24 protein-coding genes are annotated in these 26,704 nt (G+C 71.0%); 17 read left to right on the top strand and 7 right to left on the bottom strand.

Annotation, left to right across the window (positions count from 1 at the left end; genetic code table 11):
- Window positions 1-44: 44 nt before the first annotated feature.
- From H4W31_RS24780 to H4W31_RS24760, 5 genes are all read left to right on the top strand, one after another.
- Window positions 45-1,763: an urease subunit alpha gene (locus H4W31_RS24780; protein ID WP_192768838.1), complete on the top strand. Its 1,719-nt coding sequence runs from the start codon at window positions 45-47 to the stop codon at window positions 1,761-1,763.
- 96 nt (window positions 1,764-1,859) lie between these two features.
- A complete protein-coding gene (ureE, locus tag H4W31_RS24775) occupies window positions 1,860-2,426 on the top strand; it encodes an urease accessory protein UreE (protein ID WP_192768837.1) in 567 nt (188 codons plus the stop codon).
- Window positions 2,423-3,124 (top strand): urease accessory protein UreF, encoded by a 702-nt coding sequence (locus H4W31_RS24770; RefSeq protein WP_192768836.1) that lies wholly within the window; start codon window positions 2,423-2,425, stop codon window positions 3,122-3,124. Before ureE ends, H4W31_RS24770 begins: the two co-directional genes overlap by 4 nt.
- Before the next feature lie 22 nt (window positions 3,125-3,146).
- Window positions 3,147-3,884 carry an urease accessory protein UreG gene (gene ureG, locus H4W31_RS24765; RefSeq protein WP_192768835.1) on the top strand — a complete coding sequence of 246 codons (738 nt, stop codon included), beginning with the start codon at window positions 3,147-3,149 and terminating at the stop codon, window positions 3,882-3,884.
- On the top strand, window positions 3,881-4,795 hold the full coding sequence (locus H4W31_RS24760; protein WP_192768834.1) for an urease accessory protein UreD: 915 nt from the start codon (window positions 3,881-3,883) through the stop codon (window positions 4,793-4,795). Before ureG ends, H4W31_RS24760 begins: the two co-directional genes overlap by 4 nt.
- A 5-nt stretch (window positions 4,796-4,800) precedes the next feature.
- On the opposite strand, the gene H4W31_RS24755 is transcribed toward H4W31_RS24760, so the two are convergent.
- Entirely contained in the window at window positions 4,801-4,980 is a 180-nt protein-coding gene (locus H4W31_RS24755; protein WP_192768833.1) for a hypothetical protein, read from the bottom strand.
- 176 nt (window positions 4,981-5,156) lie between these two features.
- Between H4W31_RS24755 and H4W31_RS24750 the strand changes: the two genes are divergently transcribed.
- The 4 genes from H4W31_RS24750 (at window position 5,157) to H4W31_RS24735 (ending at window position 10,225) form a co-directional block, all read left to right on the top strand.
- Window positions 5,157-6,920, top strand: coding sequence for a hypothetical protein (locus H4W31_RS24750; RefSeq protein WP_192768832.1), 1,764 nt, complete (start codon window positions 5,157-5,159; stop codon window positions 6,918-6,920).
- 98 nt (window positions 6,921-7,018) lie between these two features.
- Window positions 7,019-8,215 (top strand): acyl-CoA dehydrogenase family protein, encoded by a 1,197-nt coding sequence (locus H4W31_RS24745; protein WP_225945661.1) that lies wholly within the window; start codon window positions 7,019-7,021, stop codon window positions 8,213-8,215.
- Complete coding sequence (locus H4W31_RS24740; protein WP_192768831.1) at window positions 8,212-9,069, top strand: phosphate/phosphite/phosphonate ABC transporter substrate-binding protein; 858 nt, start codon at window positions 8,212-8,214, stop codon at window positions 9,067-9,069. The genes H4W31_RS24745 and H4W31_RS24740 overlap by 4 nt, the downstream gene beginning before the upstream one ends.
- Window positions 9,047-10,225: a ferritin-like domain-containing protein gene (locus tag H4W31_RS24735; RefSeq protein ID WP_192768830.1), complete on the top strand. Its 1,179-nt coding sequence runs from the start codon at window positions 9,047-9,049 to the stop codon at window positions 10,223-10,225. Before H4W31_RS24740 ends, H4W31_RS24735 begins: the two co-directional genes overlap by 23 nt.
- Window positions 10,226-10,290: 65 nt before the next feature.
- Here the strand turns inward: H4W31_RS24735 and H4W31_RS24730 are convergent, their stop codons facing one another.
- Together H4W31_RS24730 and H4W31_RS24725 are read right to left on the bottom strand one after the other, a co-directional pair.
- Window positions 10,291-10,959 (bottom strand): YceI family protein, encoded by a 669-nt coding sequence (locus H4W31_RS24730; protein ID WP_192768829.1) that lies wholly within the window; start codon window positions 10,957-10,959, stop codon window positions 10,291-10,293.
- Window positions 10,960-11,114: 155 nt separating this feature from the next.
- The gene (locus H4W31_RS24725) at window positions 11,115-11,669 is read right to left on the bottom strand and encodes a GNAT family N-acetyltransferase (RefSeq protein WP_192768828.1); all 555 of its coding nucleotides are present in this window, start codon (window positions 11,667-11,669) and stop codon (window positions 11,115-11,117) included.
- Between the two features lie 87 nt (window positions 11,670-11,756).
- Between H4W31_RS24725 and H4W31_RS24720 the strand changes: the two genes are divergently transcribed.
- The 3 genes from H4W31_RS24720 to H4W31_RS24710 all read left to right on the top strand — a co-directional run bounded on the left by H4W31_RS24720 (window position 11,757) and on the right by H4W31_RS24710 (window position 14,821).
- The gene (locus tag H4W31_RS24720) at window positions 11,757-12,101 is read left to right on the top strand and encodes an ArsR/SmtB family transcription factor (RefSeq protein WP_192768827.1); all 345 of its coding nucleotides are present in this window, start codon (window positions 11,757-11,759) and stop codon (window positions 12,099-12,101) included.
- 147 nt (window positions 12,102-12,248) lie between these two features.
- Window positions 12,249-12,902 (top strand): TetR/AcrR family transcriptional regulator, encoded by a 654-nt coding sequence (locus tag H4W31_RS24715; RefSeq protein WP_192768826.1) that lies wholly within the window; start codon window positions 12,249-12,251, stop codon window positions 12,900-12,902.
- Window positions 12,903-12,925: 23 nt separating this feature from the next.
- Complete coding sequence (locus tag H4W31_RS24710; RefSeq protein ID WP_192768825.1) at window positions 12,926-14,821, top strand: bifunctional sugar phosphate isomerase/epimerase/4-hydroxyphenylpyruvate dioxygenase family protein; 1,896 nt, start codon at window positions 12,926-12,928, stop codon at window positions 14,819-14,821.
- Window positions 14,822-14,864: 43 nt separating this feature from the next.
- On the opposite strand, the gene H4W31_RS24705 is transcribed toward H4W31_RS24710, so the two are convergent.
- Together H4W31_RS24705 and H4W31_RS24700 are read right to left on the bottom strand one after the other, a co-directional pair.
- Window positions 14,865-16,286 (bottom strand): Nramp family divalent metal transporter, encoded by a 1,422-nt coding sequence (locus tag H4W31_RS24705; protein WP_192768824.1) that lies wholly within the window; start codon window positions 16,284-16,286, stop codon window positions 14,865-14,867.
- A gap of 90 nt (window positions 16,287-16,376) precedes the next feature.
- The gene (locus H4W31_RS24700) at window positions 16,377-17,249 is read right to left on the bottom strand and encodes a shikimate dehydrogenase (protein WP_192768823.1); all 873 of its coding nucleotides are present in this window, start codon (window positions 17,247-17,249) and stop codon (window positions 16,377-16,379) included.
- Window positions 17,250-17,393: 144 nt separating this feature from the next.
- Between H4W31_RS24700 and H4W31_RS24695 the strand changes: the two genes are divergently transcribed.
- Window positions 17,394-18,140 (top strand): IclR family transcriptional regulator, encoded by a 747-nt coding sequence (locus H4W31_RS24695; RefSeq protein ID WP_318783383.1) that lies wholly within the window; start codon window positions 17,394-17,396, stop codon window positions 18,138-18,140.
- An 85-nt stretch (window positions 18,141-18,225) separates the two neighbouring features.
- On the opposite strand, the gene H4W31_RS24690 is transcribed toward H4W31_RS24695, so the two are convergent.
- Window positions 18,226-19,812: a DHA2 family efflux MFS transporter permease subunit gene (locus H4W31_RS24690; protein ID WP_192768822.1), complete on the bottom strand. Its 1,587-nt coding sequence runs from the start codon at window positions 19,810-19,812 to the stop codon at window positions 18,226-18,228.
- Window positions 19,813-20,103: 291 nt separating this feature from the next.
- Here H4W31_RS24690 and H4W31_RS24685 point away from each other — a divergent pair, with 291 nt between their 5' ends.
- Window positions 20,104-21,543: a hypothetical protein gene (locus tag H4W31_RS24685; RefSeq protein ID WP_318783382.1), complete on the top strand. Its 1,440-nt coding sequence runs from the start codon at window positions 20,104-20,106 to the stop codon at window positions 21,541-21,543.
- 16 nt (window positions 21,544-21,559) lie between these two features.
- Here H4W31_RS24685 and H4W31_RS24680 read toward each other — a convergent pair whose 3' ends face one another.
- On the bottom strand, window positions 21,560-23,635 hold the full coding sequence (locus H4W31_RS24680) for a copper resistance CopC family protein (protein ID WP_192768821.1): 2,076 nt from the start codon (window positions 23,633-23,635) through the stop codon (window positions 21,560-21,562).
- Window positions 23,636-24,001: 366 nt separating this feature from the next.
- Here H4W31_RS24680 and H4W31_RS24675 point away from each other — a divergent pair, with 366 nt between their 5' ends.
- The 3 genes from H4W31_RS24675 to H4W31_RS24665 are packed head-to-tail and all read left to right on the top strand — an operon-like array spanning window position 24,002 to window position 26,573.
- Window positions 24,002-24,601 carry a copper chaperone PCu(A)C gene (locus H4W31_RS24675; protein WP_192768820.1) on the top strand — a complete coding sequence of 200 codons (600 nt, stop codon included), beginning with the start codon at window positions 24,002-24,004 and terminating at the stop codon, window positions 24,599-24,601.
- On the top strand, window positions 24,598-25,863 hold the full coding sequence (locus H4W31_RS24670) for a Dyp-type peroxidase (protein ID WP_192768819.1): 1,266 nt from the start codon (window positions 24,598-24,600) through the stop codon (window positions 25,861-25,863). Before H4W31_RS24675 ends, H4W31_RS24670 begins: the two co-directional genes overlap by 4 nt.
- On the top strand, window positions 25,860-26,573 hold the full coding sequence (locus H4W31_RS24665; RefSeq protein WP_192768818.1) for a copper resistance CopC family protein: 714 nt from the start codon (window positions 25,860-25,862) through the stop codon (window positions 26,571-26,573). Before H4W31_RS24670 ends, H4W31_RS24665 begins: the two co-directional genes overlap by 4 nt.
- Window positions 26,574-26,704: the final 131 nt, after the last annotated feature.

Below are 26,704 nucleotides of genomic sequence, written 5' to 3'. Positions count from 1 at the left end.
CGGCTGGCCCGACGGGTGCCGACGGCGGCCCCAGGAGCGCAGCGATGAGTCAGATCTCCCGGCAGGAGTACGCCGGACTGTACGGCCCGACCACCGGTGACAAGATCCGGCTGGGCGATTCGGATCTCTACATCGAGATCGAACAGGACCTGCGCACCCTTGGCGACGAAGCCGTCTACGGCGGTGGCAAGACCCTGCGCGACGGCATGGGCGCCAACGTCGACCTCACCAACTCCAGCGGAGTCCTGGACCTGGTCATCACGAACGTGACAATCCTCGACGCCCAACTCGGCGTGCTGAAGGCCGACGTGGGGATCAAGGAGGGCAGGATCGTCGGGATCGGCAAGGCCGGCAACCCGGACGTCATGGCCGGGGTCACCCCCGGGCTGGTGGTCGGTCCGGGCAGCGACGCCATCGCCGGTGAGCATCTCATCCTGACCGCCGGCGGGATCGACTCGCACGTACACCTCATCGCGCCGCAGCAGGCGTACGCGGCGCTGAGCAACGGCGTGACCACCATCTGGGGCGGCGGCACCGGGCCGAGCGACAGCTCGAACGGGGTGAACGCCACACCCGGGCCATGGAACCTGCACGCGATGATGCGCGCCATCGAGGGCATTCCGGTCAACGTCGGCCTGATCGCCAAGGGCAACAGTTCCGGCCTGGAGCCACTCGCGGAGCAGGCGCGCGCCGGTGCCGCCGGCTACAAGCTCCACGAGGACTGGGGTGCGACGCCGCAGGCGATCCGGTCGGTGCTGACCGCCGCCGAACGCTTCGACATCCAGGTGGCCGTCCACACCGACACGTTCAACGAGAGCGGCTACGTGGAGGACAGCATCGCCGCGTTCGAGGGCCGGACCATCCACACCTATCACACCGAGGGAGCCGGCGGCGGCCACGCGCCGGACATCATCAAGGTGGCCGGCCAGATGAACTGCCTGCCCAGCTCCACCACGCCGACCAACCCGTACGGCATCAACAGCCAGGCTGAGCTGTTCGACATGACCATGGTCACCCACAACTTCAACCCGAAGGTCCCCTCCGACGTGGCGCTCGTGGAGAGCCGGGTACGCCCGGAGACGATCGCCGCCGAGGACGTGCTGCACGACCTGGGCGCCATCTCGATGATGTCCAGCGACTCGCAGGCGATGGGTCGGATCGGGGAGAACTGGCTGCGCAGCGTACAGCTCGCCAGCGCGATGAAGGTGGCCCGGGGCAGGCTGCCGGAGGACGCACCGGCGAACGACAACTTCCGGGTGCTGCGGTACGTGGCCAAGATGACCATCAACCCGGCGATCACCCTGGGCATCGCCCACGTGCTCGGCTCGATCGCGCCCGGCAAGATGGCCGACCTGGTGCTGTGGGAGCCGGCGTTCTTCGGCGCCAAACCCAAGATGGTGATCAAGAACGGAATGATCCTCTGGTCCATCATGGGCGATCCGAACGCCTCGGTGCCCACTCCGCAGCCGGTCACGTACCGACCGATGTTCGGCGCGTACGGGGCGGCCCTGAGCGCGAACTGCGTGACGTTCATGTCCCAGGCGGGCTACGAGGCCGGGGTCGGCGAGAAACTCGGCCTGCGCCGGCAGATCCTTCCGGTCCGCGGGACCCGGGGTCTGACCAAGCGGGACATGGTCCGCAACGACGCCCTGCCGGACATCCAGGTGGATCCGGAGACCTTCGCGGTACGGGTCGACGGCGTGCACGCGACGGTTTCGCCGGCCCGGCACCTCCCGCTGAGCCAGCTCTACTTCTTCAGCTAGAACTTCCGGCGGCCGGAGCGGCACAGGTCCGTGGCCGGTCGGATCCGTTGCCGCGACGGGGTGTCCGGCAAGCCAGACAGAGGCCAAGGAGACGCAATGCTGGTGGAATCGGTACTGGGCAACGAGACCGAGCCCGGCTGGGACGCCCGGCTCAGGACGGCACGGGTGGACAGTCTCGCGCTGGACCAGTGGGAGGCGCAGAAGAACCGGCTGCGTAAACGAACCCTTGGCGGTGTCGAGGTGGCGCTGTCCCTGGGCCGAGGAACGCGGCTGCGCGACGGGGACGTCCTCTGCTGGGACGAGCGGGCGGCCACCGCGATCGTGGCCCGGGTCCAACTCGGCGAGGTGATGGTCGTGGACCTGCGGGAGCTGGAGAACGAGCCGGCGGGGCTGGGCCTGCGCTCGGCGGTCGAACTGGGGCACGCGATCGGCAATCAGCACTGGCCCGCGGTGGTGAAGGGGACCCGGCTGTACGTGCCGCTCACCGTCGACCGCCGGGTGATGGACTCGGTGATGCGGACCCACGACTTCGCCGGCATCTCGTACGACTTCGTGCCCGGCACCGAGATCATCGCGTACCTCGCACCGCACGAGGCCCGCCGCCTGTTCGGCGGTGCCGACCAGACGCCGCACTCACACGTGTCCGACCTCGTCGGCCGATGACGCCGACCAGGCCGACCATTCCGGCGACCCTGAAGCTCCTGCAGTTCGGCGACTCGCTGTTCCCCGTCGGCGCCTTCACCTTCTCCGGAGGGCTGGAGACGGCGGTACAACAGGGGGTGGTCCGGGATCGGGCGACCCTGGAGGAGTTCACCCGTACCGTGAGCCATCTGGCCGCCACCGGCGACGGCGTGGCGCTGCTGGCCGGGCATCGCGGCGCCGTCGCGGGCGACCTGGACCTGATCCGTCGGGCCGACGAGGCGGTCCACCTCCGCAAGCTGTCGGAGGAGGCCCGGACGATGACCGTCCGGATGGGGCGCAAACTGGCCGAGGCGGCGACGCACATCCTCGGTGACTCCATGCTCGACAAACGGTTCCGGGACGCCGCCGCAGACCCTGTCCCGGTCACCTATCCGGTCGCGTTCGGTGCGCTCTTCGCCGGTCTGGGGCTGTCCGAGGAGGACGCCTTCGCCGCCCACCAGTACGGCGTCGCGGTGATGGTGCTCAGCGCGGCCATCCGGCTGATGCGGGTGGACCACCTCGACACCCAGGCGATCCTGTACGCGGTGAACGCGACCGCCGCCGAGGAGTACCGGCGGGCGGCGGGCGCGGGCCTCGATGACATGGCCACCTTCGGGCCGGTGATCGACGTACTGGCGGCGACCCACGTCCACGCGCACGTCCGCATGTTCATGAATTGACGGCAGAGTTCTGGGAGAGATCATGAAGACAGTCAGCCGGATCGGTGTCGGGGGCCCGGTCGGCAGCGGCAAGACGGCGATCATCGAGGCGATCGTGCCCAAGCTGGTCGAGAGCGGGTTGCGGGTGCTCGTGGTCACCAACGACGTGGTCACCACCGAGGACGCCGCGCACGTCCGGCGGGCCCTGACCGGCGTGCTGCTGGCCGAGCGGATCATCGGGGTGGAGACCGGCGCCTGCCCACACACCGCGGTCCGGGAGGACCCGAGCATGAACCTGGCCGCGGTGGAGGACATGGAGGCACGCTTCCCGGACAGCGACCTGCTGCTCATCGAGAGCGGCGGGGACAACCTGACCCTCACCTTCAGCCCGGCCCTGGTCGACTACTTCATCTACGTGATCGACGTGGCCGCCGGGGACAAGATCCCACGGAAGAACGGCCCGGGTATCTCCCGGTCGGACATCCTCGTGATCAACAAAACGGATCTCGCACCGCACGTCGGCGCCGACCTGGACGTCATGGCCCACGATGCGACACGGATGCGCGACGGCAAACCGTTCGTCTTCACCAACTGCAAGTCCGGCGCGGGAATCGACGAACTGATCGCGCTCGTCCGGCACAACGCACTGTTCGACCTGAGCCCGCCGGCCGATCTCCAACCCCCGGCCGATCTCGAAACTTCGGTCGATCTCGGGGCTTCGGCCGACCTCGGGGCTCCGGCCGGCCCGCGACGAGAGGACGCGCTGGACGTACCCGCATGAGCTGGCTGGGAAGCGCGCCCGAGCTGGCGCCCTACCAGGACGAGCCGGCCCAGCTGGCCAGTGCCGCGCCGGGGAAGGTCGGCCTGCTGCGACTCGCGTTCGAGCACCGGGTCGACCGGACGGTGCTGACCGACCTGTTCCGGCAGGCACCGCTGCTGGTGCAGCAGGCGCTCTACTGGGACGTGGAGATGCCCGAGATGGCCTGCGTGTTCATCATCTCCACCTCGGGCGGAATGCTGCAGGGCGACCGGCACCGGATCGACGTGTCCCTCGGCGCCCGCGCCCGGGTCCACCTGACCACCCAGGCGGCCAACAAGATCCAGGAGATGGACGCGAACTACGCCGTCCAGGTCCAGCGGATCACCCTCGGCGAGGATGCCTATCTGGAGTATCTTCCGGAGCCGGTCATCCCGTACCGACGAAGCCGGTTCCTCACCCACACCGCCGTCACGCTGCCGGAGACGGCCACCATGGTCGCCGCGGAGATTCTGCTGCCGGGACGGAAGCACCATCGGGCCGGGGAGATCTTCCAGTACGACGTGTACTCCGCCACCGTGCGCGCCGCGCGACCGCACGGGCCCGACCTGTTCGTGGAGAAGTTCGTCATCGAACCCGCACGGTTCGGCGTCGGCCGGCGCGGCGTCCTCGACGACTTCCACGTCCTCGGCACCGTGCTACTGCTGACCTCACCCGAGCGCGCCCGCCGGGTGGCCGAGCGGATGCCGCCCAGCTGGGACGACGAGCTGCCACTGGCCGCCGGAGCCAACAGGTTGCCGAACGACGCGGGCCTGGTCTACCGGGTACTCGGCCGGGAGACCGAGCCGGTCCGGGCGAAGGTGCGGCAGTTCTGTGCGGTGGCCCGGTCCGAGGCGGTGGGCCGCCCCACCCCGCCGGCATTCAGTTGGCGTTGACCGGCTTATCCCCACTCCCGGCGCACCAGGGGCTGCTCCACCTCGTCGCGCGGAGCGTCCGTCTCCGCCGTCTCGATCAGGTCCGCCGGCATGACCCTGGCGGGCAGTCGACCGAACCTCATCCGCCGTACGGAAGCGAAATCCTCGTCCGTCAGCCGCTCGATGTTCCGACGATCACCGCTCATGACGACCTCCCTCGCTCCTTCCCATTGTCCCCACCGGGGCAATCCCCGCACCGCCCTTCCCAGCGACCCGTTCGCCACCGCTTAATTGACAGCTTTCTATATTGATGCGTGCGACATATGCTCTCGAATGGCCCGCCACCAGAAGACCGTCGGACAACGGCCCACGGAGGAGCGCAATGCCACACCGATCCGGAGCGCCGAACTGGTTCCCGTTGGCCATCGTGCTGCTGCTCGCCTTCCCCGCACCGCCCGCCTCCGCCGCCCCGACCGCACCCGGGATGAAGGACGACCGGACCGGCGCCCGCGCCGACCAGGTCGCCGCCGGGCACGTCCCGCAGGTACGCAACCGGACGGCCGCAACCGTCGACCGGCCCCGGGCGACGGACTTCACGGTCTTCGGCTTCAGCCAGTCCGACGTCGACCAGGAGGATCCACAGGTTTACGAACTGGTCCCCGACGTCACCATCCGGGCGATCGGGAAATGGTCCACCAACGGCGACGAGGCGGCCGACTACGACTTCGCCCAGATCCGGCGCTACCACGACAGGGGCATCACGTTCATGGGCAGCGGGACGGCCAGCGTCATCTTCCCGCACGACTTCCCCAGCACCGAGATCTTCGACGACATGTCGACGCGCGACGCGGACAACAGCCCGGTACCGCATGACGAGTTCGGGTTCCCCGATCCCGCGCGCCGGGGCAACATGTTCAACCCGAGATACCGTGAATACCTGCTCGACTGGGCCAAAATCCAGATCGACGGCGGCGTGGACGGGATCAACCTCGACGAGGTGAACGCCGGGTTCAGTGGCGGGCAGAAGTACGGCTTCAACGGCAACGAGGGATTCGACGACTACGCCATCGCCGACTTCAACCGGTACCTGCTGACGAAGTACCCGGACTTCACGGCCGCCGACTGGAAGTCCCGGTTCGGCATGACCGACGACAACCTCGTCCGGAGCGACGTTCCCGCCGACGACCTCGCCCGCAACTTCCACTACCGGCGGTACCTGCGGACCAACGGTTGGAACCTCGACCCGCTCACCTCCGGCAACCCGCTGGCCGCCGAGTGGGGCCGGGTGACCGCCAACCGGATGTACGCCGACGACACCTCGTTCACCGTCAGCTACCTGCGGCGATACTGGAGGGAGATGGTCGACGAACTGCGGGCGTACGCCCGGAGCACGGCCGGCCGCCACCTGCTGATCAGTTCGAACGGGTTGCTGCCGTACGTGGACTTCAACAGTGTCGGGATGTACCCGTGGAACCCCGACGAGCAGACGCCCGACTTCCGGGGCGCCGACTACGTGCCGGTGCGCGACGGCCACCTCAACGGCGCCAAGTCGTTGCAGGCCAACTACCGGTACCTCAAGGAGCAGAGCCGACGGATCGCCGGGGACGTACCGGTGGCGGTCTTCATCGACTGGCCGAACGACATGATGACCAACTACCTGAACCTGCCGCTGGCCGAGAAGAAGGACTACTGGCAGATCTTCGGCGCCGAGGCGTACGCCAACGGCATCTTCCCGGCCTTCCACCTCAAGGACACGATCGGCAGCCCGACCGCGGAACAGTCCGGCATGCTGGGCTTCTTCCGGACGTACAGCCAGTTCTACAAGGAGCACCGATCGCTCTACCGGAACAACGACCACGGGACCCAGGCCGTACGGGTCGGCACCGGCAACGTCGCGGCGAGTCTGCTCGTACAGCGCGGCAGCGGAGCGCGCACGCTGCACCTGGTCAACCACAACTACGACCTGGCGATCGTTCCGCAGACCGGCTTCGGCGTGGAGGTCGACCTGCCGTCCTGCCCCCGACGAGTGATCAAGATCTCTCCCGACTTCGCGGGGTCGGAGGTGCCGGCCTCCTCCTGCCGCCAGGGCCGGCTGCGGGTGACCATCGACCGGCTCGACTACTACAACATCCTGGTGCTGACCTGACCGTAGGCGTGGCGGGACTCGATCGGCGCCGCGTCACGCTCGGGCAGGTACCGGGTCGGGCGGCCCCGACTACTCGGTGACGACGAGACACTTGGCAGTTGTCAGCGCGACAACCGGGCGGCAACATGGCGGTGCTGGAGTTGGCCGAGCCCGGGGAGGGCGCTTTGAAGTACCAGGATTCCTTGGACCGGATCGTCAAGGAGATCGTCGTACCCGGGGCGGAATCCGTCGATCGGTCCGGCTCGTTCCCCCGCGAGGCCGTCGCCGCGCTGGCCGAGACGGGCCTGCTCGCCCTTACCGTGCCCACTGAGTACGGCGGGGGTGGCGAGGGGCTCCGGGCCGCCACCGACGTGGTACGGCAGCTCTCGGCGGCCTGCGGCTCGACCGCGATGGTGACGATGATGCACTACAGCGCGGTTGCCGCGCTGGCCGCGACCGGCCGCGCCGACGAGTTGCGGGAGGTCGCCGCCGGGCGCCACCTGAGCACCCTCGCCTTCTCCGAGACGGGCTCACGCAGCCACTTCTGGGCGCCGGTGAGCACCGCGACGGACGACGGCGACGAGGTGCGGCTGGACGCCCGGAAGAGCTGGGTCACCTCGGCCGGTCACGCCGACAGCTACGTCTGGTCGAGCCGGCCGCTGGCCGCGGCGGGGCCGATGTCGCTCTGGCTGGTCCGCACCGGCACAGAAGGGCTGTCGGTCGGTCCCGAGTTCGACGGGTTGGGACTGCGCGGCAACGACTCCCGACCGGTCACCGGCAGCGACGTACGGGTGTCCCGGACGGCGCTGCTCGGTGCGGACGGCACCGGCCTGGATCTGGCGCTCACCGCCGTACTGCCGTGGTTCCTCCTGCTCAACGCCGCCGCGAGCGTCGGCCTCATGCAGGCGGTGACCCGCGAGGCGACGGGACACCTGACCCGGACCCGCCTCGGGCACCTGGACCGGTCGTTGGCACAGCAGCCCGAGTCCCGGGCGGTGCTGGCGCGGATGCGGATCGAGACGGACCGCACCCGGGCGCTCCTCGACAGCACGCTGACCGCCCTCGAGCAGGGAGACGACGAGGCGCAACTGCTGGTGCTGGAGGTCAAGGCGGCGGCGGACGGCAGCGCCGCCGAGGTCGCCGACCTGGCGATGACGGTGTGTGGCGGCGCCGCGTTCCGCAAGGAGCTGGGGATCGAACGCCGGTTCCGGGACTCCCGGGCGGCCCGGGTGATGGCGCCGACGACGCCAGCGTTGCTGGACTTCGTGGGCCGGGCCCTGACCGGCCTGCCGCTGCTGGACGGGCCGGCCCAGTGAGCCGCCCGCTGCTGCTCGGCGCCGTCGCCTACGACCCGAAGGTCGTGACCATCTGGGACGGCTTCCGGGCCTGGTTCCGGGCGCGTGGCCTGGACCTGGACTACGTGCTCTACTCGCACTACGAACGGCAGGTCGAGGACCTGCTCGCCGGCCGGATCGACCTGGCCTGGAACTCACCGCTGGCCTGGATCCGCGCCGAGCGGCTGGCCCGGGCCCGCGGCCTTCCCCTGCGCACCGTCGCGATGCGCGACACGGACCGCGACCTCACCTCGGTGATCGTGGTACGGGCGGACTCCGACCTGCACTCCCCCGGCGACCTGCGGGGCCGGACCGTCGCGACCGGTGCGGTCGACTCGCCGCAGGCGACCCTGCTGCCGTTGGCGCTGCTGCGCGGCCTCGGTGTCGATCCGGAGGCCGACGGCACTCTGCTCCGCTTCGACGTGGGCGTCGGCCTGCACGGCGACCACATCGGCGGCGAACGTGACGCCGCGACCGCGCTGCTCGCCGGCCGTGCCGACGCGGCCTGCCTGATCGACGCGAATCTGCTGCTGTTCGGCCGGGACGGGACCCTGCCGTCCGCCTCGGTCCGGGTGCTCGCCCAGACGGAGCCGTACGACCACTGCAACATGTCAGTCGCGCCGCAGGCCGATCCGGCGCTCGTGGACCAGTTCGGCGAGCTGCTGCTGAGCATGTCGTACGCCGACGACTCCGCCCGGCCACTGCTCGACCTGGAGGGACTCAAGGAGTGGCTGCCGGGCCGGACGGACCGGTACGCCGCCCTGGACCAAGCGGTCAGCGACACCGGTTTCTACGACCCCGACGGGGCACTCGGTGCCGACGACTATCGACCTTGAGGGTCTCGGTTTCGACAACGGTGGCCACCTGCTCGTCAACCGGGCCCTGGCCGGGCTGGAGCCGGGAGATCGCCTGGTGGTGCGCGGTCGTCATCCGGCGCTCGGCGTACACCTCGCGGCCTGGTGCCGGGCGGAGGGGCACCGGTTGGACCCCGAGGCGGCCTCGCCGACCATCGTGCGGGGCAGGGCCGACCGGGACCGGTGGCGGGGAGCGCAGCGGGCCGGGCGGACGGCCGCCGACGTCGTACCGCACGCGAGTCGGGAGTGGGGGCTGGCCGCCCGGGGCGCGCTGGTCGAGCCGGGTGGTCCGGCGCTCTCCGTCGACTGGGTCGACCGCGATCTGGTCTGGGCCGACATCGCACCGCAGCTGTACGCGCAGGCCACGGCCAACCAGTGGGATCCGGCGACCGCGGTGGACTGGACGGCGGCCGGATCCGTGCCGGACGACGTCGAGGACGCCGTCGTCCAGGTGATGACCTTCCTGGTGGAGAACGAGCAGGCCGCGCTGATGATCCCGGCCCGGTTGCTCTCCCGGCTGCATCCGCACTACCGCGAGGTGATGCAGCTCCTGGCGGCGCAGGCCGCCGACGAGGCCCGGCACATGGAGATCTTCACCCGCCGTGGGCTGATGCACCGCGACCGGCTCGGGCTCTCCGGAGCCGGCGGCCGGGCGTCCCTGCAGACCCTCCTCGAGGAACCGGACTTCACCCTCGCCTCGTTCCTGCTCTCCGTCCTGGGTGAGGGCAGCTTCCTGGACCTGCTGCACTTCCTGCACCGGCACGCCCCGGACCAGGTCACCGCCGACGTCACCCGGCTCGCCGCCCGGGACGAGGCCCGGCACGTCGCCTTCGGGGTCGCCCACACCGCGCACGTGGTCCGGACGGATCCGGGCTTCCTGCACCGGCTGCGTACGGCGGTCGAGCGACGCCACGCGGCGCTGGCCGACACGGCCGGCCTGAACAAGCAGGTCTTCGACTCGCTGGTCGTCCTGGCCGCCGGCTCCTGGGAACCCGCGGCGATCGCCCGGGGCTGGCAGGACGTGCTCCGGCTCCAGCAGGCGATGGATTCCGGCCGCCGACGACGGCTGGAGTACATCGGCTTCCCGGACGACGAGGCGGCCGCCCTGTCGGCGTTGCACACCCGCAACTTCATGTGATCCGCGAATCCGACCGACCGGACCGGCACGCAACCGGCGTACCCGGCCGGGCGTCGCGGGTCGGGTCAGGGCTGGCGGATCGCCTCGCCCGCGATCTCGATCCGGACAGTCCTTCCGACCAGGACACCGCCGCTCTCCAGGGCCACGTTCCAGAGCAGCCCGTACGCCTCCCGCTCGATCTCCGCCGTCGCGCTGAAGCCGAAGATGTCCTGCCCGTAGGGGTCGCGCCGGGCGCCGCCGAACTCCACCTGGAGGTCGACCGGCCGGGTGATCCCCTTGACGGTCAACTCACCGGTGAGGACGAACCGTCCGGTCGTCCGGCGGGCCTGCTCGGGTACGACCACCTCGCTGCGTCGACCGGGACGCTGGCTGCGCAGGCGGGCCCAGAAGAAGATCGAGTCGTCCCGCTCCGGCTGGTGCCTGATCCCGGTGCTGCGGTACTCGAGTGTCGGGTACCGCTCCACGTCGAGGAAATCCGCGCTGCTCAGGTGCGCGTCCCGGTCGGCGCTTCCGGTGCCGATGCTCGCCGCCCGGATGGTCGCGGTCACCGAGGAACCCAGCGGATCCGGATCGACGAGGATCTGCGCGGACGCCTCGCCGAACTCACCCCGTACCGGGCTCACCATCATGTGCCGGGCCAGGAACCCGATCCGCTTGTGTGCGGGATCGAGCAGGTAGGTGCCGGGGGCCGGGATCGTCATGCCGTGCCAGGACCGTGTGGTGGAACCGGTCATCGTCGTACGTCCCCCGAATCCTTGCCCGCGCGGTGCGGATGTCCTGCCGTTCGCCGATTCCACAGAGTAGTCAGGCGACCGGAACGACACCTCTGACCTGGGCAGCTCCCGTGAGGATGATCACTTTGTGTGGTCGACGGGCCGAACCCGGCCGATCAGAGGGACTTGTGGTAGATCACGAAGTCGCATGGCGTCGCCAGGTACGGCCACAGCGCCGGGTACGCCTCGTCGAGCCGGGCGCGGCGGATCTCCCGGTAGCCGATCCGGGTGTACCAGCCGCGCAGGAATTCCTTCACCGGATGCGTCCAGGTCTGCGGAACGAGCAGTTCGAGTTGCATCCGGGCGAGTTGCCGCTCGCGCGCCCAACGCTCGGCGAAGGCGACGAGTTCCCGGCCGATCCCGATGCCGCGTTCGTGCGGACTGGCGACGAGCATCCCGAACTCGCCCTCGCCGCCCGCGAGCCGCTGGACCCGGACCGTGCCGACGAGCCGGCCGTCCATCCTGGCCACGACGAGTTGACCGGTACGGATCAGGGAGGTCACCTCGGCCGGGCTGGTCCGATCGGTGCCGTCCTGCCACAGCCCCTGCTCCGCGCCGGCGTACACCCGGTTGATCAGGTCGACGATCTCGGCCACGAATCCGCCGTCGTCGGCCTCGGCGGGGCGGGCGATCGAGACGTCCAGCGGCGACGCCGGATCGGTTTTCCGCATTGTCCCTTGTCTCCATCCGACTGCCGGTACGGATTCGAACGGTAACAGATCAGTTCGATTATTCGCATTCTGTCGTACGATCGAAGAATGCGTACCCTGACCCACCCGACCCGGGACCAGCTGCGGCTCGACGCCGTCCTCGACGCCCTGGCCAGTCCGGTCCGGCTGCGGATCGTGCGACGCCTCGCCCACGACGCGGAACTCACCTGCGGCACCGTGCTGCCCGACGTGCCCCCGTCCTCCGCCAGCCACCACTGGCGGGTGCTCCGCGAGGGCGGCGTGCTCCTCGCCCGCCGGGACGGCCGGATCATCCGCCACACGCTGCGCCGGGACGACCTCGACATCCGGTTCCCCGGCCTGCTCGACGCGGTCCTGGCGGCCGTACCGCCCGGCGACGAGGACGACGGCGGCGGCTCCGGACGCACCGCCTGAGCTTAGCGGCGGCTCCCGACCCGACCCTACCTGCGCGCATGTACGGACTAGTTCGTTCGTTATCCTTGGCAACGAGACGGCGGTGGCGGGAGCTGGTCGATCGCCCGGGACACCGGGTCCGACGGATCCGAGGCGAGAAGAGGTGGCATGACGGGCCAGGCGCCACCGGAACCCCGGGTCGACCGCAGGCGTGACGCCGAGCGTACCCGCGCCGACATCCTCGACGTCGCGACCGAGGAGTTCGCGAACCGGGGATACAGCGGCGCGCGGGTCGACGAGATCGCGGCGCGTACCCGCACCACCAAGCGGATGATCTACTACTACTTCGAGGGCAAGGAACAGCTCTACCTGGCCGTGCTGGAACGCGCGTACGCCGAGATCCGGGCGGCCGAACGGGCCGTCGACGTCGACCACCTCGACCCGGTCGCCGCCGTCCGCCGCATCGCGGAGGTCACCTTCGACCACCACGAGGCGCATCCCGCCTTCATCAAGCTGGTCGGCGTCGAGAACGCCCAACAGGCCGAGCACATGACCCACGTCGCCCGGCTGGTCGACCTCAACAGTTCGGCGGTCGACGTCCTGCGCGGCGTACTGGACCGGGGCCAGCGGGACGATGTGTTCCGCACCGACGTCGACGCGCTCGACATCCACATGATGATCAGTGCGTACTGCTGCTTCCGGGTCGCCAACCGGCACACCTTCAACGCGCTGTTCGGCCGGGACCTGCTCGACCCGACGACGCGCCAGCACTACCGCACCATGCTCGCCGAGATGGTCGTCGGCTATCTCGGCCAACGTTGAACCGTACGGTCGGAGGGTGAGCCATGAGCAGCAGCCGGGCCTCGGTCGGAACCGGACGTCCTCCCCGCCCTGCGTCCACCGGGCTGCGCCGGTCGATGGCGACCGTCTGCGTCTCCGGGACCCTGGACGACAAGATCGCGGCAGCGGCCGGCGCCGGGTTCGACGGCATCGAACTGTTCGAGAACGACCTGGTGGTGACGCCCTGGACCCCGGCCGAGGTCCGGGCCCGGTGCGCCGACGTCGGTCTCACGATTGACCTGTACCAGCCGTTCCGCGACTTCGAGGCGGTACCGCCGGCGGCACTGACCGCCAACCTGGCCCGCGCGGAGCACAAGTTCGACGTGATGGCCGAGCTGGGCGTCGACACGATGCTGGTCTGCTCGTCGGTCGCCCCGACCGCGATCGACGACGACGAACTGGCCGCCGAACAGCTCGCCCTGCTGGCCGACCGGGCGCACGCCCGGGGCATCCGGATCGCGTACGAGGCGCTGGCGTGGGGACGGCACGTCTCCACCTGGGACCACTCCTGGCGGATCGTCGCGCGGGCCGACCATCCGGCGCTGGGACTCTGCCTCGACTCCTTCCACGTGCTGTCCCGGGAGGTCGGTCCGGCCGGCATCGCCGAGATCACCCCGGGCAAGATCTTCTTCCTCCAGCTCGCCGACGCGCCCCGGCTCAGCATGGACGTTCTACAGTGGAGCCGTCACCACCGGCTCTTTCCCGGCCAGGGCTCGTTCGACCTGACCGACTTCGTCCACCGGGTACTCGCCACCGGATACACCGGCCCGTTGTCGCTCGAGGTGTTCAACGATGTGTTCCGGCAGGCCGATCCGGCGCGGGCCGCCGTCGACGCGATGCGGTCGCTGGTCACGCTCGAGGACAGCCTGCGACCCTCGGAGGTGCCGGCAACCGGCGTACGCCGGTTGCCGGCGGCGCCGCCGCTGTCCGGACACGCCTTCAGTGAGTTCGCGGTGGACGGGGAGTCGGGTCCGGCGCTACGGGCCGCGTTGCGCGGTCTCGGGTTCGCCCACACCGGTCAGCACCGCTCCAAGCCGGTGGAGCTGTGGGAGCAGGCCGCCTGCCGGGTGGTCCTGAACAGCGCCGTCACCCGCCCCCAGACCCCGGGTACGGCCGCGGTCAGCGCGTTCGCGCTCACCACCGCGGACCCGCACCGGTCCCGGGTCCGCGCCGAGGCGCTGCTCGCACCGGTGCTGCCCCGCGTCCGTGGTGCCCGCGAGTCCGACCTCGCCGCCGTCGCCGCCCCGGACGGCACGTCGGTGTTCTTCAGCCGCGACGACGACTGGCGGGCCGACTTCCTGCCCACCGGCGAGGAGTTCTCCGGTGCCGCCGGACTCACCGTCACCGACCATCTCGGGCTGGCGCAACCCTTCGACCACTTCGACGAGGCGGGACTCTTCTACCGCTCGGTGCTCGGGCTCGCCCGGCTGACCACGGAGGAGTACGCCGCCCCGTTCGGGCTCATGCGCTCGCGGGCCTTCACCACGCCGGACCGGACCGTACGGCTCGCGCTCACCGCGGCGCTGCTCCGCCGGGGCGAGTGGGCGCCCGCCGTCGTCGACCCGCAGCACGTCGCCTTCGCCACCGCCGACATCTTCGGTACCGCGTCGGCCGTCGACCGGCTCGGCGGCACGACGCTGCCGGTGCCGGACAACTACTACGCCGATCTCGTCGCCCGGTTCGCGCTGCCCACCGATCTCGTCGAGCGGCTGCGCCGGTACGGCATACTCTACGACCGCGACCAGCACGGTGGCGAACTGCTCCACCTGTACACCCCGGTCTACGGCGGCCGGGTCTTCTTCGAGATCGTGCAACGCATCGGTGGCTACGACGGATGCGGCGAGGCCAACGCACCGGTACGGATGGCCGCGCACCGCCATCTCCGGCTCTCCACGAGCTGACCGGCCGGGACGATGTCGTCGCCCCGGCCGGTCGCCGCACGGTTCAGAGCTTCTGGATCTGGGTGACCACCATGGCGATGGCGAAGAAGCCGTAGAAGCCGATGGCCACGATCATGCCGCCGAGCCGCCAGCCACGCATCCGGATGGCGGCCGGCAGGTCCTTGACGTTGAGGCGTACGAGCAGGATGGAATAGAGCAGGGTGACGACCGAGGCGGCGCAGGTGGACACCAGCAGCAGTCCGATCGGCTGACTGAAGCCCGCGAGCAGGATGCCGGAGCCGAGGACGATCTCGCCCCAGACGACCGCCAGGTAGAGCCGGGCCTCGGTCCACCGGGTCGAGGTGGCGAGGTAGTTACGGCGCAGGAAGTCGCTCGCCACCCGGCCGATGACGTCGAGCAGGCCCATCGCGGCGGCCCAGAGGGAGACCGCGGCGATCGCGAAGAAGAGCAGCTTGAGCCAGGTGCCGACCTCGGCCGCGAGGACGTCGCCCTCGATCCGCAGGAAGGAGGTGTCGGACTTGAGGTCGTCGCGGCCGAAGAGGGTGTCGTAGGCGAGCAGGCTCATGACCGTGATGGTCACGAAGCAGACCAGCAGGAAGGCGAAGAGGTGCTCGATGTTGGCGCGCTTCCACCAGGTACGCCACCGGTCGAGGTTCCGCTCGTCCTGCGGGAACGCGTACCGGTCGGCGCCCGACGCCTCCTCCTGTCCGGTGATCGGGGAGATCAGGCGCGGGACGTGCGCGCCCATGCCGTACCGCTTGTCCCGGATCCAGTTGCTCAGCACGAGGTTGTGTACGCCGCCCGCACCGGCGGCGCCGATCGCGCTGAGCAGCAGGGTGAAGGTGATGCCCTCGGGGATCTGCCCGAAGCCGACGACGGTCTCCTTGGCGCCCTCGCCCCAACTCGCGGCGGAGATGACGAAGACCACGACGACGGCGAGGAAGAAGAGGGTGAGCGCGACCTTGACGATCTCGACCCGCTCGACGGTCCGGTAGATGACCTTCGAGACCGAGAGCAGCACGCCGATCAGGACGAGTACCGCGACGGTGATCCAGACCGCGTCACCGCCGCCGACGAGGTACGTGAAGACGGTCGATCCGCCGGTCGCCCAGCCCGGCCAGACGTACTGGAACGCGCCGGCCAGGCAGATGATGATGCCCCAGCCCTTCCACCAGCGGGAGAAGCCGGCGACGGCGGTCTGACCGGTGGCGAGGGTGTAGCGCTCGATCTCCATGTTGATGACGAACTGGACGGCGAGGGTGGCGAAGGCGAGCCACAGCAGGCCCAGCCCACCGATCGCGGTGAGGTACGGCCAGAGGACGATCTCCCCGGCCGCCAGGCCGATACCGACGGCCACCACGCCGGGACCGACCATCCGGCGTAGCGACATCGGCTCCGGCAGGTCCTGGGTGACGATGCCGCTGGGCGGCACGGTTGTCTCTGGTCTCGTTGCTGGTTGGCTCATCGGTACTCCAGGGGGATGGTGGTTGGGCGGTTCCAGCGCCGGCCGGTGGTTCGGGGGTGGCCGGAGTGGTCGGGTGGCGGCGGCACCGGGTCAGGCCCGGACGGCGGGTCCGCCGGCATCGAGCAGGCGGTCGAGGTGGTCGAGCATCCGTTCGGTGTCCGGGGTCCGACCGGTGAGCAGCTCGAACGCCGCCGCGGCCTGGAACACGCACATCGCCGCACCGCCGATGGCGCGCAGCCCCTTGGCGCGGGCGGCCCGCAGCAGCGGCGTCTCGACCGGCATGTAGATGACGTCGACCACCCACAGGTCGGGGTGCAGTAGCCCGACCGGCAGCGGCAGCCCGGGATGGGCGCGCATGCCGACCGGACTGGTGTTGACCAGACCGTCGGCGGACCCGATCGCCGCCGGCAACTCCTCGGGAGCCGCCACCGCGATCCGGTCGGTCTCGAACCGGACGCTCAGGGCCTCCGCCAGCACGCCGCGCCGGTCGGCGTCGGGGTCGACCACGGTGAGATGCCCGACGCCGGCGTGCAGTTGGGCGTACGCGCAGGCCGCGCCCGCGCCACCGGCACCGAGTTGCACGACCCGGTCGACCGCCGCACCGGGCAGGCCCCGCCGGAACGACTCGGTGAAGCCGTACGCGTCGGTGTTGAAGCCGAGCCGTTGCCCGTCGCGGAAGACGACGGTGTTCACCGCGCCGATGTCCCGGGCCTGCGGGGAGAGCCCGTCGAGCAGGTCGACCACCCGCTGCTTGAACGGATGGGTGATGTTGAGCCCGGCCAGCCCGTCGGCTTCGGCGTCGTCCAGCAACCGGCGCAGGTCGGCCGGTGTTCCCGGTGCGTCGACGTCGAACAGCCGGTACGTCAGGTCGAGCCCGTGCTGACGCCCCTCGGTCTCGTGCAGCACCGGTGACAGCGACGTCCCGATCCCCGCACCGATCAGGCCGTACCGGCAGAGTGGCATTGGTGTGACGCTCCCGTCCTCGATCGCCCCGTGCTTGACCGTTCGATGGGACCGATCGTCGATGGGATCGGTCCGGGCCGGCTAATGTACGAACTGGTACGTTAGTAAGCAACGATCCGGCAGACCTGTCAAGGAGCTGCGCTGGTGCGTACCGCTGAGCGGAACATTCCCGATCTGGCCGTCGCCCGGGTGTCGGCGGTACTCGGCGCGTTCGACCTGCGACACCGCGAACTTCGGGTCTCCGAGATCAGTCGCCGTACCGGCCTGCCGAAGTCGACGACGTCCCGACTGGTGGCCGACCTGGTGGCGTACGGCCTGCTGGACCGCACCGGATCGGCCCTGCGGATCGGCGTACGGCTCTTCGAATTCGGGGCACTCGCCGCCCGGCGACGCGACCTGCGGACGATCGCCCTGCCCTACCTGACCGACCTGCGCGAGGCGACGGGGCAGAGTGTGCAGCTGGCGGTCCTGGCCGGCACCGACGTCGTCCACGTCGAGATGCTGCCGGGCCGGGACGCGCCCCGGATGCCGTCCGAGGTGGGAGGCCGGCTACCCGCGCACGCCTGCGCGGCCGGCAAGGCGCTGCTCGCGTTCAGCGTCGACGCGGCGGTCTCGCTCGTCTGCGACCGGCCGCTGCGGACGGCCGGTCCACGAACCGTCACCGCCCCCGCCCTGTTGCGGCGACAGTTGGCGCGGGTCCGGGAATCCGGCCTGGCCTACGAGAACGAGGAATCCTGGGCCGGGGTGGCGTCGGTCGCCAGCGCCGTCCTGCGCGCCGACGGGCGTCCGGCCGGGGCGGTCTCGGTCTCCGGTGCCAGCGGTGGGCTGAGCCTACGCTCGGTGGGCCCGGCGGTCCGGGCCGTGGCGTTGGGCATCAGCCGGGAACTGTGAAGGCCGGCCGCGGGGGCGCGTCGTCCTCCCCCGCAGCCGGCCGATGGTGTCTGCCATCCAGATCGGCGTCAGTACACCGACAACCTCAGTGGATCAACACCGGCGTAGCCGTGCGGTCCTCGCCGCCGTCACCGCTCGGGTCCGCCGACAACCGCGATGCCGCGCGCCTGCGGGGCAGGAACGCGATCGGGATGAACGTCAGCAGCACCAGTGCGAAGCCGACCCAGAACGTCGTGGCGAAGGAGTCGGCCACGAACTCCAGACCGCGCTGCAGGATCGACGGCTCCAGCGGCAACTGCGCGCCGTGCTGGTTGGCGATCGCCGCGCCGGCCTCGGTGATCGGCTCCCCGGTCTGCGGGTCGGTCAGGCCCGGGATCGGGTTCGACCCGTTCAGCTGGCTGGTGAGGATCACCGACATGATGGCGGCGCCGATCGAGCTGCCGATCTGCTGGAGGATGTTCACCAGCGTGGAGCCGCGGGCCACCTCGTGGTTGGTCAGCGTACGCAGTGCCGACGTCATGATCGGCATCATCGTGCCACCCATGCCGAGACCCATCACGAACAGCGAGCCGCACAGCAGCCAGTACGAGGTGTCCGTACCGACCTGGGTAAAGGTGAAGAACCCGGCGGCGATGAGCGCCATCGCGAACGGCACGGTCCGGCCGACCGGGATCTTGTCGGCCAGCATGCCGGCGATCGGCATCGTGAGCATCGCGCCGATGCCCTGCGGCGCCATCAGCAGACCGGCGTGCAGGGTCGACTCGCCACCGACCTGCAGGAAGTAGCTCGGGAACAGCAGGCCGGCACCCATGAACGCGATGATGAAGACGAACAGCGAGATCGACGCCACCGTCAGGTTGCGGTTGCGGAACAGCCGGAGGTCGAGCAGCGGGTGCTTCGGTTTGAACGAGTACAGGACGAAACCGACCACCAGGAGTGCGCCGACCAGCATCGTCGACCAGACCTTGGTGGTGGCGATCGTGCCGGTCTCCGGCAGCGACGAGACACCGAAGAGGAACAGCGCGAGGCCCGGCGACAGCATCAGCATGCCGACGAAGTCGAACGACTGGGACGGTTCGGCATTGTCCTTCGGCAGCACGACGGCCGCGTACACGAGCGCGGCCGCGCCGATCGGGAGGTTGATCAGGAAGATCCAGTGCCAGCTCTCCGCTTCGATCAGCCAGCCGCCGAGGATCGGCCCGCCGATCGGGCCGAGCAGCATCGGGATACCGAGGACCGCCATCAGCCGGCCGATCCGCTCCGGACCGGCGGCACGGGTCATGATCGTCATACCGAGTGGCATGAGCATGCCACCGCCCAGGCCCTGCAACACCCGGTAGGCGATGAGTTGACCGATCGAGTCGGCGGTCGCGCAGAGCACCGAGCCGAGCGTGAACAGCAGCAGGGCGAGCATGTAGAGCCGCTTGGTACCGAACCGGTCGGCGGCCCAGCCGCTGAGCGGGATCACCGTGGCGAGCGCCAGGGTGTAGCCCGTCATGGTCCAGGCAACCTCGGCGTACGTGGCGTCGAACTCGCTCTGGAAGGTCGGCAGCGCGACGCTGACGACGGTGATGTCAAGGATCGACATGATCGCGCCGAGCACGACCACTCCGGCTATCTTGAGGACGGCGCCGTCGAGTTTGTCGGGCGCCCCAGCGGCTTGATTGGTCACATGACTCTCCAGGTCCAGCTGTCCGGTTGCGGCGATGTCAACGCAGCGGCGTGCCAGGCTACGTAGGCCGTACGGAATCCGATGACCCTGGTGTCCCCCGGTCGCCAGTTTCCGGCTCCAGAATCACAGGTCCCACCGGTCGTCCGATCGGCCCCCCGCACAGACGTGCGCTGGCTCACCTGTTCGAATCCCATCGGCCGGAACGGCGCACCCTGACGACGTCGCGCAGGGCCCCGCGTGGCACCGATGGTGTCCGCCGCGCCGTGTTGACGCTTTTGCGAGGATGGGCGGGTGGATCTGGAATCGGGAGCCGGGCTGCTGCACCGGCTGACGTCGTACACGCTGGACCGGTCCTGGGACGTACCCCTCGACGATCCCCGGGTACGCCACGATCTGGCCCCGAACGACCCCGTCACTCGGCCCCCGGCCATGAAGGCGTACCACGGTCTGCCCGTCGTGCCGCTGCCGCGCCGGCTGCCGGACCCGGGGGTCTCCGCGACCGAGACGCTCGCCGGGCGTGCCGGCACGCCCCGGCCGCTGGACGCCGCGCAACTGGGACGCGTGCTCTTCCTGGGAGCCGGGGTCGTCCGCGTTGCCGAGCGCGACGGGCAGACGGTGCCCTTCCGCGCGTCCGGCTCCGCCGGTGCGCGCTTCCCGCTCGAGGTCTACGCCAGTGTGCGCGGCGTCACCGGAGTTCCGGACGGTGTCCACTGGTACGACGCCCAGGAGCACGCCCTGGTGCAGGTCGGGCCCGCCGCCGGCGGCAACGCGACGACGCTGGTCGTGACCGGCGTGCCGTGGCGCACTGGGTGGCGCTACGCCGAGCGCGGCTGGCGGCACCTCTACTGGGACGCCGGTACGCTGCTCTCCCAGCTCTGCGCGGCAGCCACGAGCGCCGGGCTGCGGCCACGGCTGCGCACCCTGTTCCCGGACGGGCAGCTACGGACGCTGGTCGGCGCCGACGGCGTCCACGAGTACCCGCTGGCGCTGCTGTCCCTCGGCGACGGCGAGCCGGCGGTAGCGCCCGGTGGGCCGGCCGCGACGGGTGAGCTGCCGCCGGTCGAGTTCCCGTTGTGCACCGCCGCACAACGCGCGGGCGAGCGCGACGAACTCGGGCCCGCCTGGTCGGACGGGCCCGCGCTGCCGGACGTCCCTGCGGCGGAGCCCGTGGACGAGGTCGTCCTACGCCGTGGCTCGCAGCGTCGGATGGACCGGAGCCGGACCCTTCCGCGTCGCCTCCTTGAGTGGCCGCTGCGGGCGGCGCTGCGCGGCGTCGACGTGCCGCACTGGGTGGTGGTGCACGGCGTCGACGACGTCCCGCCAGGCGTCTACCGGTGGCCGGACATCCAGCGGCCGGTGCGCGCCGGCGACCACCGCGACGAACTGCTGCGGGTCTGCCTCGACCAGAGCCTCGCCGGCGACGCGGCGTACGTCGTCGTCGCGGCGGCGCCGCTCGCCGGCCTCGACGACCGTGGCTACCGCGACGCGCAGCTCACCGCCGGCCTGGTGGAGGGACGGCTGCACCTCGCCGCGTACGCCCTCGGCGCGAGCGCCTCCGGCATGACCTTCGTCGACCGGGAGGTGCCGGCGCTCCTCGACGCGCCGGACGATCTCGCGACGCTGCTCTTCACCTGCGTGGGAGTTCCCGGGTACGCCTCGCGGCGCGGCGGTACGCCCGGCGCGCCGACCACGTTCCGGCCGGTCACGCCCCGACACGCGGCACAGTCCTGACCCGCCGTGCTCACCGTCAGCCGACGTCCATCGTGTACTCGGCGGTATGCACCTGCCCCGCCACCTGGAAGTCGAAGAAGGCCCGGTAGCGCCCCGCGCTCGGCGTGGTCAGCCAGAACTTCACCGCCCCGTCGACCAGTTCGAGTTCCGGATGCACGTGCACGTACCCCAGGTCGCCCTCGCGCACCACGACCAGGTGGCCGTACGCACCCAGGTAGCGCTCCAGCTGTGCCGGCGCGGTGCCGTCGGTGCGGTTCACCCGGAAGGTCATCGGCGCGGTCACGCCCACCGTGGGTGTGCCCGCCATCGCCACCGTGAACGGCCCCGCCGTTGTCTGCGGCTGCGCCGCCGGCACCGCGACCGGGGTGTGCGCGCCCGGAACGACGTGGTCCACGCCCAGGACCAGCGGCACCTGGGTGCCATCGCCTCCGGTGACGGTGAAGTCGGCGTACACGCGGTAGCCGCCCGCCCGGGCCAGCCGGAGCGGAACGGTCCAGGTGCCGTCGGGCGCCATCGTGGGGTGCAGATGCTGGTACCCGGCGAGGTCACGACCGACGACGATCATGTGCAGCGGCTTATCGTGCATCACCGCGAACCGGGTCGCCGGCCTGCGATCGGTCCCGACGATCCGGAACGAGTAGTCGGCGCTCGCCCCGGCCGGCTGGGAACGCCGGGCCGGCTGGAGCGTGTACCCGCCCGCGCTGACCGCCGTACCGGTGGCCAGCGTCGCCCCGGTGTCGCCCCGATGGCTGTGCGGCCCGGTGCCGGGCGCGTGCTGGTGCCCGTCCGTCGCCGAGAGCGGGCCGTCGCCCTGCGCGGAGGCCGCACCGGCGGGCGCGCTCGCCGGCGTGCCCGCCGTCCTTCCGTCACCGGCGCCCAGCCGGCCCAGCCCGAAGCCAGCCAGCAGAGCCACCACCAACCCGCCGGCCAGCAGCGCCAGCCGGGTGTTGCTCAGCCCGGGCCCGACCCGTGGCAACCCGGGTGCGTCGACGTCGGATTCGGCCGGCGCGGGCGGCGTCGGGTCGTCCACCGGATCTGCCGGTGCCCGAGCCGTGAGGACCGCGCCGCCCTTGCCCACGGCCGGGACCACGGCCCGTTTCCGGCCTGCGGCGGCACCCTTGGCTCTCGGGCCGGCTCCGCTTGCGACGGCCGGGCCGGCCGACTTCGCATCTCCGGTGACCGTGGCGCGCCTCGAGCCGCTACCGGCGCGACCGGCCCCTCCGCGTCGGGGCTCCGGCAGCCTGGCGCCCCGGACCGGGACCGGGCGTGACCGCCCGGAGCGGGTCGACCGGCTCCCGGGGATCCGCCCGGAGCGCCACAGCCCGAGACCGGCGACGACGACGGCGATCGCCACCGCCCAGCCGGTCCAGCCCAGCCAGCCCGGACCGCCCTCGTCGGCCTGCGTCGCGGGCGGGGCGGCGGCGGGCGGAACCGACGCTCCGGCAGCTGTGGCGGTGGGCAGGGCGGACGCCCCGGCAGGTGCGGCGGAAGCGGTGGACGAGGCTGTGCCCTGGCCGGAGGTACCGTGCCGCTCGGCGGCGGCCAGCAGCGCCGGGTCCGGCTGGTTGGTCGGCGGGCGCCAGTCCTTCGGCGCCGGTGTCGGGCGGCCGCTGTACCGGAACGTCAGGGTGCCCCGGACCGGATCCCCGTCGGAGGCCACCGAGAGGTAGCTGACCGAGTACTGGCCGGCGGCCGGCAGGTGCGCCACCGTCACCAGCGCGGGAAAGCCCGTCGTGTACTCCCGTGGCTCGAACTTCCCCTCCACCAGGAAGTACTCCCGCACCGGCTTGGCCAGGGTCGTCGGTGCCCCGTACGTCCAGCCGTTGTCGACCCGCCCGCCGCCCGGCGCGGTGATGGTGAAGTACGCGTTCGACGCCACCTTCTCCGTGAAGTGGAGTTCCACGGCGGTCAGCGGCCCGTTGACCGTTGCCCCCTCGGCCGGTGTGGACATCGCCAGCGTTCCGTGTGCCACGGCGGGCGGGGCGGCGGCGAGTACGGCGACCGCGGTGGCGAGGACGGCGATCGTCGCGGCGGAGGCGAGCGTACGCAGACCGGCGGATGTCCGGCGCGGGATCCCGGGGAGTTGACCCATCGGAACATCCTCACGACTGGAACGCTTTGATCAAGAGCCGGCTAACTTTTTGTGCAAATGGCAAAAGTTCAGTACACGTTGACGGCAATTACGGTGCCAGCCGTACGAAACTTCGTGCCCTCGCCGTCAGATCGACCGGCCCCGCCCCACCGTGTTGGCCACGCCGGTGACCCCACCACCCGCCCTCCCCTACCCGCGTCACCCGTCGCCGTCCGGCCTCTCCTCGCCGCGTCGCCACCGCACCCGCCATCGCCATCGCCATCGCCGGCAGCGGGAGCGCGATCGGGAGCGGAATCAGGGTCGACCGGAACCAGCCAGCGGATCGGGACGACCAATGGGCCGAGCACAACCAAGCGGAGGAACCAGATGAACATCTCGGCATCGACCGGCGTACGACGACGTCCGGCGGTCCTGGCCGTGGCCCTGGCGGTGGCCATCACGGCGACGGCCGCCACCGTCGGCTGTGGCGGAGCGGGGGCGACGCCGGAGGCCACCCCGAGCCCGATCCCGTCGGCGAGCGCCGCCACGAGTCCGTTCACCGTCCGGGACCCGTGGGTGAAGGCCGCGGACAAGGGCATGACCGCCGCCTTCGGCACCCTGGTCAATGACGGTGACACCGACCTCACGATCGTCGGCGTGAGTACGCCGGTGTCGCCGATGGAGATACACGAGATGGCCATGAAGGACGGCATGATGGTCATGCAGCCCAAGGCCGGCGGGCTCACGATCAGGGCAAAGAGCAGCCACGTGCTGGAGCCGGGCGGCGACCATCTGATGATGTTGGACCTGGGCGGGCCGGTCCGGGCCGGTGACGAACTCACCTTCACGCTCAGCTTCAGCGACGGGAAGACCGCCCAGTTCAGCGCGGTCGCCAAGCCGTTCACCGGCGCCGAGGAGAGCTACGACCCCGGTTCGGGCATGCCGATGGCTCCCACCCCGGGGATGAGCATGAGCCCGGCCGCATGACCGGCCAGTCGAAGACCCGGCCGGTGAGCCGACGACGCCTGCTCACCGGCGGCGCCCTCACCGTCGGCGGGGCGGTCGCCGGGGCCGCCGCCGTGATCGCGGCGACCGGCTCCGGCGACCAGTCCGGAGAGCCGGCACCGGTCGCCGCGACCGCCGCCGGAACCGGTACGGGCACGGCCGCCGGAACCGGTACCACGATCGAGGCGTTCCACGGTCCCCGGCAGGCCGGTGTCGCCACCGAACCGCAGGCGCATGCCGCCTTCGTCGCCTTCACCCTGCACCGGGGTGCGGACCGGGCGGCCCTGGGCCGGCTGATGCGGCTGCTCACCGACGACGCCGCCCGGCTGACCCAGGGCCGTCCGGCGCTCGCCGACACCGAACCCGAACTCGCCGTGCTTCCGGCCCGGCTCACCGTCACCTTCGGATTCGGCCCCGGCCTGTACGCGGCGGCCGGGCGCGACGACCGGCGGCCGCCCTCGGTCGCCGAACTGCCCGCCTTCGCCATCGACCGGCTGCAACCGGCCTGGTCCGGGGGTGACCTGCTGCTGCAGATCTGCGCCGACGACCCGCTCACCGTCACCCACGCCCAGCGAATGCTGGTCAAGGATGCCCGACCGTTCGCGGCCGTCCGCTGGGTCCAGTCGGGGTTCCGCCGCAGCCGGGGGACGCAGTCTCCGGCGCACACCCAACGCAACGTCCTCGGCCAACTCGACGGCACCGCCAACCCCCGGCCGGGTACGCCCGCGTTCGAGCAGGCCGTCTGGACCGCCGACGGGCCCGACTGGCTGCGCGACGGCACCACCCTGGTGGTACGGCGGATCCGGGCCGAGTTGGAGACCTGGGACAAGCTCGGCCGGGCCGACAAGGAACTCGCGGTCGGGCGGCGACTCGACACCGGGGCGCCGCTGAGCGGGCAGCACGAGCACGACGAGCCCGACTTCTCGGCCCTGAACGAGGGCGGGCTGCCCGTCATCCCGGACTTCGCGCACATGACCCGGGCCCGGGTCACCGACGACCGGCTGAAGATTCTGCGCCGGCCGTACAACTACGACGGGGTTCCGGATGCCGACGGGCGGGCGGACAGCGGGCTGATCTTCGCCGCGTACCAGGCCGACATCGACCGGCAGTACCTGCCGATCCAGCGCCGCCTCGCCGAACGGGACCTGCTCAACGACTGGATCACCCCGATCGGCTCCGCGGTCTTCGCCGTTCCGCCCGGCTGCGAGGCCGGCGGCTGGATCGGCGAGCGGCTGCTCGGATGACCCGTACCAGCCGTACCGGCGCGAACCGGGGCGACGTCGGCCCCGAGGACGAGCGGACGGGAACGATGCCGGCCGGCCGGACGACCAGCTCCACCGATGGTGACGAACGACGCGAGGGAGTTGGGCCGGTGTCCGGTCGGAGGATGCGGTGCAGGGTGGTCGCGCTGGCCGTACTCGGCTTGGCCACCATGGTGGTCGGTCTGCTGACCGCCGCCCCGGCGTCGGCGCACGCCCAACTGCTCGGCAGCGACCCGAAGGCGGACTCCACCGTCGGCGCGCCGCTCACCGAGATCACTCTTCTCTTCAACGACCTGGTCCGGGGCGACTACAGCACCGTGGTGCTCACCGGTCCGGACGGGAGGCGACACGGAGCCGGCCAACCTCGGGCGGTGGACAAGCGGGTTCACCTGCCCATCTCCCCGCTGCGGTCCGGCGGCTACCGGGTGGCGTACCGGGTGGTCTCCGCCGACGGGCATCCGATCGAGGGCCAGTTCCGGTTCACCGTCGCGCTCGCGCCGGGCCAGGAGCCCACCCCGTCGGCGACCGCGACCACCCCACCGGCATCCCCGGCCGCCGCAGCGACGGGCACCACCGGGAAGGCCGGCTCCGTTACCCCACTGTGGTGGGCCGGCGCCGTCGTCGTCGGCACCGCGCTGGTCGCGGCCGGGGTTGCCCTGGTACGCCGACAGCGCCGCAGACCGATCCGCTGAGTACCGGTCTGCCCGACCCGGCCGCTCCCTGGCCGAAGCGCTGCGGTTGCTCATCCGAGCAGCTCGCCGGGACCGGCACCTTTGGGTGAGCCGGATCATGTCGACTAGCCAAGAGCCAGGCGTGTGCTTAG

The sequence above is a fragment of the Plantactinospora soyae genome, assembly GCF_014874095.1.
GTDB lineage: Bacteria > Actinomycetota > Actinomycetes > Mycobacteriales > Micromonosporaceae > Plantactinospora > Plantactinospora soyae.
This window is presented reverse-complemented; position numbering and strand designations above follow the sequence as displayed.